Raw genomic sequence first — 6,545 nt, forward strand, 5'->3', positions numbered from 1 at the left:
AAAAGAAGCCGCGGGGCCCGCGGCGCACCGGGGCGGAGGGGGAAGGGGGCCCCCGCGAGCCCCGCCGACGCCGCGGATGACCGAAGGGAGATAGCCCCCTCTTGTCTGGCGTTGCCCCGAAAGATGCCCTGATCGTCTTCACGCCCTCCGGGCGGCGCGGGCGCTTTCCGGTCGGCACGCCAATCCTGAAGGCCGCGCGCAGCCTGGGGGTCGACATCGATTCCGTCTGCGGCGGGCGCGGCCTCTGCGGACGCTGCCAGATCGAGGTTGGCAGCGGCGAGTTCGCCAAGCACGGCATCACCAGCCGCCCGACCCACGTTTCCGACTGGAACCAGACCGAGACGCGCTACCAGGAAAAACGCGGCATGGCCGAGGGCCGCCGCCTGTCCTGCCAGACGCTGCTGCTGAAGGACGTCGTCATCGACGTGCCGGCGGAGAGCCAGGTCCACAAGCAGGTGGTGCGCAAGCGCGCCGAGGTGCGGGACATCGAGCTGGACCCGGCCATCCGGCTGCACTACGTCGTGGTCCAGGAACCCGACATGCACAACCCCACGGGCGACCTGGAGCGCCTGCTGGCGGCCCTGGAGGACCAGTGGGGCCTCACCGGCCTGGAAACCGACCTGCGGATCCTGCAAAGCCTGCAGCCGACCCTGCGCGCCGGCCGTTGGAAGATCACTGTCGCCGTCCACCGCGGCCAGGTGATCACCGCCATTTGGCCCGGCTTCCACGACCGCAGCTTCGGCCTGGCGGTCGATGTCGGCTCCACCACCATCGCCGCCCACCTCTGCAATCTGGCGAGCGGCGAGGTCATCGCCTCCTCCGGCATCATGAACCCGCAAATCCGCTTCGGCGAAGACCTCATGAGCCGGGTCTCCTACGTGATGATGAACCCGGGCGGCGACCGCGAAATGACCGGTGCCGTGCGCCGCGCCATCAACGAGCTGGCCGACGCGGTCTGCGAGGAAGGCGGCATCGACCGCGAGGAAATCCTCAACGCCACCTTCGTCGGCAACCCGGTGATGCACCACCTGCTGCTGGGCATCGACCCGACGGAGCTGGGCGGCGCGCCCTTCGCGCTGGCCGCCAATTCCGGCATCACGCTCTGGGCCAGCCAGCTCGACCTGCGCTTCCACCCCAACGCCCGGGTCTACGTGCTGCCCTGCATCGCCGGGCACGTGGGCGCCGACACCGCCGGCGTCATCCTTTCCGAATCGCCGCACAAGACCGACAAGGTCACCCTGGTGGTCGACGTCGGCACCAACGCGGAGATCGTGCTGGGTAACAGCGACCGCCTGCTGGCCTGCTCCTCGCCCACCGGCCCCGCCTTCGAGGGCGCGCAGATCTCCTGCGGCCAGCGCGCCGCGCCCGGCGCCATCGAGCGGGTGCGCATCGACCCGGAAACCCTGGAGCCGCGCTTCAAGGTGATCGGCAGCGAGCTCTGGTCCAACGAGGAAGGCTTCGCCGAGGAGACGAAGAAGACCGGCGTCACCGGCATCTGCGGCTCCGGCATCATCGAGGTGCTGGCGGAGATGTACCTGGCCGGCATCCTGACGGTCGACGGCACCATCGACGGCGCCCAGGCCGCGCGCAGCCCCCGCATCCGCCCCGAAGGGCGTACCTTCTCCTACCTGCTGCACGACGGCACAGAGGGGGGCGGGCAGGAGATCAGCATCATCCAGAACGACGTGCGCGCCATCCAGCTGGGCAAGGCCGCGCTCTATGCCGGTATCCGCCTGCTGATGGACCGCCTGGGCGTCGAGCAGCTGGACCAGATCATGCTGGCCGGCGCCTTCGGCAGCCACATCGACACCAAGTACGCCATGGTGCTGGGCATGATCCCCGATTGCCCGCTGGACCAGGTCTACTCGGCCGGCAACGCCGCCGGCACCGGCGCGCGCATCGCCCTGCTGAACCAGGCCGCGCGCGACGAGATCGAGGAAGTCATCCGCCAGGTCGAGAAGATCGAGACCGCGGTGGAGCCGAAGTTCCAGGCCCACTTCGTCGAGGCCATGGGCATCCCCCACACCACCGCCGCCTTCCCCAATCTCGCCAAGGCCGTCAGCCTGCCCGTCGCCAAGCCGCGGGCGCCGGCCAACGACAGCGGCGAGCCCGGCGGCCGGCGCCGCCGGCGGCGCGGCCAGGGCTGAACTTCTCAAATCAATTCGGGATCGGCAGGCCCGTCAGGGCAGCGCCTCGATGTCCTCGTCGCCCAGATCCGGCTCGCCCTTCAGGGGCAGGCCGCGCTCCTTGCGCGGGGTGCGGCCAAAGAAGTCACGATAGCACTTGGAGAAGTGCGAGGCCGAGACGAAGCCGCAGGCCAGCGCCACGTCGATCACCGACATGTTGGTCTGCAACAGCAACAGGCGCGCCTTGTTGAGCCTCAGCTCCAGGTAATAGCGCGCGGGCGAACGGTTCAGGTACTTGCGGAACAGGCGCTCGAGCTGGCGGGTCGAGAGGTCGGCGCCCTTGGCCAGTTCGCTGCGGCTCAGCGGCTCCTCCAGATTCTGCTCCATGGTGCCGATGACGGCCAGCAGCTTGGGGTGGCGCACGCCCAGGCGCGCCGGCAGCGAGATGCGCTGGCGGTCGTGCTGGTCGCGGATTCGTTCGTGCATGAACTGATCGGCCACCGCCGCGGCCAGCTCGTGGCCGTGCTGGCGGGCGATCACATTCAGCATCATGTCGATGGCCGCCGTGCCGCCGGAACAGGTGAAGCGGTTGCGGTCGATCTCGAAGAGTTCGGTGGTCACCTCGATCTCCGGGAAGTCCTCGCAGAAGCCGGCCAGGTTTTCCCAGTGGATGGTGCAGCGGTGGCCGTCCAGCAGCCCGGCCTTGGCCAGGACGTAGCTGCCGGTGCAGATGGCCCCGATGTCACAGCCCCGCCGGTCGGCCTTGCGCAGCCAGCCGTCCAGCACCCTGTCCTTGATCAGGTGGACGTCGATGCCGCCGCAGATGATCACCGTGCCACAGGCCTCGGCCGTCGAGAAATCCCCGCTCACCCCAAGATCCAGCCCGTTGGAGGCTGTCACGGGCTGGCCGTCGGTCGAGACCAGCTTCCAGCGATAGAGCTCCTGCCCGCTCAAACGGTTGGCCAGCCGGAACGATTCGATCATGCCGGTGAAGGGCAGGAAGGAAAAGCGGGGCAGCAGGATGAGAGCGATCTGCTGGGGCAGCTCTCTGGGGACGTTTCCGAACATAGACCGACTGCGGCTCTTGAGCTGATTCTGAAATACCGATTCCGCGACTTTGGCATAACTCCGTGTGTCGCGAACAGAGAATTTTCCGCCGGGGAAACGCGAGCCCGAAAGCCCCTGATCGAGTGCCCTGGCGACCTGCGAAAAGCGGCGCGGGCCGGCCCGGAACCGGGGCCCGTTGCCAAGCCGGAAAGCAGATGCCAGCATGGGTCTGGAGGGGCCACAGAGCCCCGAAGGGCCAGGGCATCGGGGACCGGCTCAACCAGGGGGACAGGATCGGGCATGACGCCGCGCTACTCAGTCTTCAGTCTTCTGCGCAATGCCCTCAGCTACCACGAGAACTGGCAGCAGGCCTGGCGCAGCCCGGAGCCCAAGGCCCGCTACGACGTGATCATCGTCGGCGGCGGCGGCCACGGCCTTGCCACGGCCTACTATCTGGCCAAGCTGCACGGCATCAAGTCGATCGCCGTGGTTGAACGCGGCTGGCTGGGCGGTGGCAACACCGGGCGCAACACCACCATTGTGCGCTCCAACTATCTCTGGGACCAGTCGGCGGCCTTGTATGAGCACGCCATGAAGCTCTGGGAGGGCCTCTCCCAGGACCTGAACTACAACGTCATGTTCTCCCAGCGTGGCGTCCTGAACCTGGCGCACAACCAGCACGACCTGCGCGAGACCCTGCGACGCGTCAACGCCAATCGGCTGAACGGCATCGACTCCGAGTTCCTGAATGCCCAGCAGGTGAAGGAGATGGTGCCGATCATCGACCTGCGCGAGGGTGGGCGCTACCCGGTGCTGGGCGCCAGCCTGCAGCGCCGCGGCGGCACCGCCCGCCACGACGCCGTCGCCTGGGGCTACGCCCGCGGCGCCGACGCCCTGGGCGTCGACATCATCCAGGAGTGCGCGGTCAACGGCTTCCGCATCGAGAACGGCAAGGTGACCGGCGTCGAGACCAGCAAGGGCCTCATCGAGGCCGACAAGGTCGGCGTCGTCACCGCCGGCCACTCCAGCGTCATGGCCAACATGGCCGGCTTCCGCCTGCCCGTGCAGTCGGTCCCGCTGCAGGCCCTGGTGTCGGAGCCGGTGAAACCGATCATCGACACCGTGGTCATGTCCGGCGCCGTGCACGCCTATGTCAGCCAGTCCGACAAGGGCGAGCTGGTCATCGGTGCCGGCGTCGACGGCTACATCGGCTACGGTCAGCGCGGCAGCATGCAGGTCACCGAGGAGACCCTGGCCGCCATCTGCGAGCTTTTCCCCCTCTTCCGCCGCATGCGCATGCTGCGCCAGTGGGGCGGTATCGTCGACGTCTGCCCGGACGCCAGCCCGATCCTCTCCAAGACGCCGGTACAGAACCTTTACCTCAACTGCGGTTGGGGCACCGGTGGCTTCAAGGCGACCCCCGGTTCCGGCTGGGCCTTCGCCCACACTATCGCCAAGGACGAGCCGCACGAGCTGAACGCGGCCTTCACCTTGGACCGATTCCGTACCGGCTTCCTGATCGACGAGCACGGCGCAGCGGCCGTGGCCCACTAGAGGACTTGAGAATAATGTTGCAGATCACCTGTCCTCACTGCGGGGCCCGTGCGGAAAGCGAGTTCCACAACGGAGGCGAGGCGCACATCGAACGTCCGAAGGACCCGGCGGCGCTGACCGACGCCGAGTGGGCGGAGTTCGTCTTCCTGCGCGACAACCCCAAGGGCCTGCTGCTGGAGCGCTGGAACCACACCCAGGGCTGCCGGCGCTGGTTCAACGTGGCGCGCGACACCGTGACCTACGAAATCCTGGCCGTCTATCCCATGGGTTCGCAGCCGCCCGCGCTCGACCCGCGGCGCTACGTCTGAGGAGGCGACGGACGTGGCTGGACATATGCGTTTGCCCCAGGGCGGTCTCGTCAAGCGGGACACCCCCCTGAGCTTCACCTTCGACGGCAAGACCTACCTGGGCCTGGCCGGCGACACCCTGGCCTCCGCCCTGCTCGCCAACGGCGTGCACCTGGTCGGCCGCGGCTTCAAGTACCATCGCCCGCGCGGCATCGTCAGCGCCGGCGCCGAGGAGCCCAACGCGCTGATGCAGCTGGGCGACGATCCGCGCACCGAGCCGAACCTGAAGGCCACCCAGGTGGAACTGGTCGACGGCCTCTCGGCGCGCTCGCAGAATGCCTGGCCGTCTCTCGAGTTCGACGTCGGCGCGGTCAACAGCCTGGCCTCGCGCTTCCTGCCGTCGGGCTTCTACTACAAGACCTTCATGTGGCCGGCCAGCGCCTGGAAGACCTACGAGCACTTCATCCGCCGCGCCGCCGGGCTGGGCCATTCGCCGAGCGAACGCGACCCGGACCACTACGACAAGACCTTCGCGCACTGCGACGTGCTGGTGGTCGGCGGCGGGCCCGCCGGCCTCGCCGCGGCCCTGGCCGCCGGACGCACCGGGGCGCGGGTGGTGCTGGCCGAGCAGGATCCCCTGCTGGGCGGTGCGCTGCTCAATCAGCAGGGCGAGACCATCGGCGGCCGGCCGGCCCTCGACTGGGTCGCCGCCGCCGAGGCGGAGCTGGCCGCCATGCCGGAGGTGCGCATCCTGAAGCGCACCATCGCCTACGCCGCCTTCGACCATAACTTCTTCGGCCTGGTGGAGAGTCTCACCGACCACCTGCCGGCGGCGCCGGAGCACCTGCCGCGCAAGCGCCTGTGGAAGCTGCGCGCCAAGCAGGCGGTCTTTTGCGGCGGCGCCATCGAGCGCCCCATGGTCTTTGCCGACAATGACCGCCCCGGCATCATGACCGCTTCGGCGGTGCAGACCTATGTGAACCGCTACGCAGTGAAGCCCGGCAGGCGCGCGGTGATCTTCACCAACAACGACAGCGGCTACGGCGCGGCCCTCGACATGACCGCCGCGGGCATCGAGGTCGCCGCCGTGGTCGACACCCGTCCCACCCCGGCCGGGCCGCTGACCGAGCGCGCCGAGGCGCAGGGCCTGCGCATCCTCGGGGAGTCCGCCGTCGTCGGGGTCGAGGGCAAGAAGCGGGTGAAAGGCGTGCGCGTGGCCGAGCTGACCGCCGACGGCAAGGGAATGGTCGGCACTGTGGAGGCCATCGACTGCGACCTGGTCGCCAACTCCGGCGGCTGGAACCCGACGGTGCACCTCTTCTGCCAGGCCAAAGGCAAGCTGCGCTGGGACGACGATCACGCCTGCTTCGTCCCGGACGTGGCCATGCAGCCGGGCCAGCGCTCCGCCGGCGCCGGCAACGGCGCCTTCGGCCTGCGGGGCTGCCTGAGCGAAGGGGCGGAAGCCGGCGCGGCGGCGGGCCGCCGCCGCGGCTTCCCCCCCCCCCGGGGCGGGGCGGGGCCGGTGGGCGGC

The 6,545-nt window shown here is 69.1% G+C and carries 5 protein-coding genes; 4 read left to right on the plus strand and 1 reads right to left on the minus strand.

Going from position 1 to position 6,545, the window contains the following annotated elements; genetic code table 11:
- Positions 1 to 101 precede the first annotated feature (101 nt).
- The gene (locus H7X47_RS08405) at positions 102 to 2,147 is read left to right on the plus strand and encodes an ASKHA domain-containing protein (RefSeq protein ID WP_193368215.1); all 2,046 of its coding nucleotides are present in this window, start codon (positions 102 to 104) and stop codon (positions 2,145 to 2,147) included.
- A gap of 33 nt (positions 2,148 to 2,180) precedes the next feature.
- On the opposite strand, the gene H7X47_RS08410 is transcribed toward H7X47_RS08405, so the two are convergent.
- Positions 2,181 to 3,194, minus strand: coding sequence for a GlxA family transcriptional regulator (locus H7X47_RS08410; protein WP_193368216.1), 1,014 nt, complete (start codon positions 3,192 to 3,194; stop codon positions 2,181 to 2,183).
- 279 nt (positions 3,195 to 3,473) lie between these two features.
- On the opposite strand from H7X47_RS08410, the gene H7X47_RS08415 reads away from it, so the two are divergent.
- From H7X47_RS08415 to H7X47_RS08425, 3 genes are all read left to right on the plus strand, one after another.
- Positions 3,474 to 4,727 carry a sarcosine oxidase subunit beta family protein gene (locus H7X47_RS08415; protein ID WP_193368217.1) on the plus strand — a complete coding sequence of 418 codons (1,254 nt, stop codon included), beginning with the start codon at positions 3,474 to 3,476 and terminating at the stop codon, positions 4,725 to 4,727.
- A gap of 14 nt (positions 4,728 to 4,741) precedes the next feature.
- Positions 4,742 to 5,035, plus strand: coding sequence for a sarcosine oxidase subunit delta (locus H7X47_RS08420; RefSeq protein ID WP_193368218.1), 294 nt, complete (start codon positions 4,742 to 4,744; stop codon positions 5,033 to 5,035).
- Between the two features lie 13 nt (positions 5,036 to 5,048).
- Positions 5,049 to 6,545: FAD-dependent oxidoreductase (locus H7X47_RS08425; protein ID WP_193368219.1), on the plus strand; the 1,497-nt coding region annotated here is incomplete at its 3' end.

The sequence above is a fragment of the Pelagibius marinus genome (genome assembly GCF_014925385.1).
Lineage (GTDB): Bacteria > Pseudomonadota > Alphaproteobacteria > Kiloniellales > Kiloniellaceae > Pelagibius > Pelagibius marinus.

Excerpts from the sequence above, each read along its gene's own strand:
- H7X47_RS08410 (WP_193368216.1), bottom strand. The coding sequence starts at position 3,194 with ATGTTCGGAAACGTCCCCAGAGAGCTGCCCCAGCAGATCGCTCTCATC.
- H7X47_RS08415 (WP_193368217.1), top strand. The coding sequence starts at position 3,474 with ATGACGCCGCGCTACTCAGTCTTCAGTCTTCTGCGCAATGCCCTCAGC.
- H7X47_RS08420 (WP_193368218.1), top strand. The coding sequence starts at position 4,742 with ATGTTGCAGATCACCTGTCCTCACTGCGGGGCCCGTGCGGAAAGCGAG.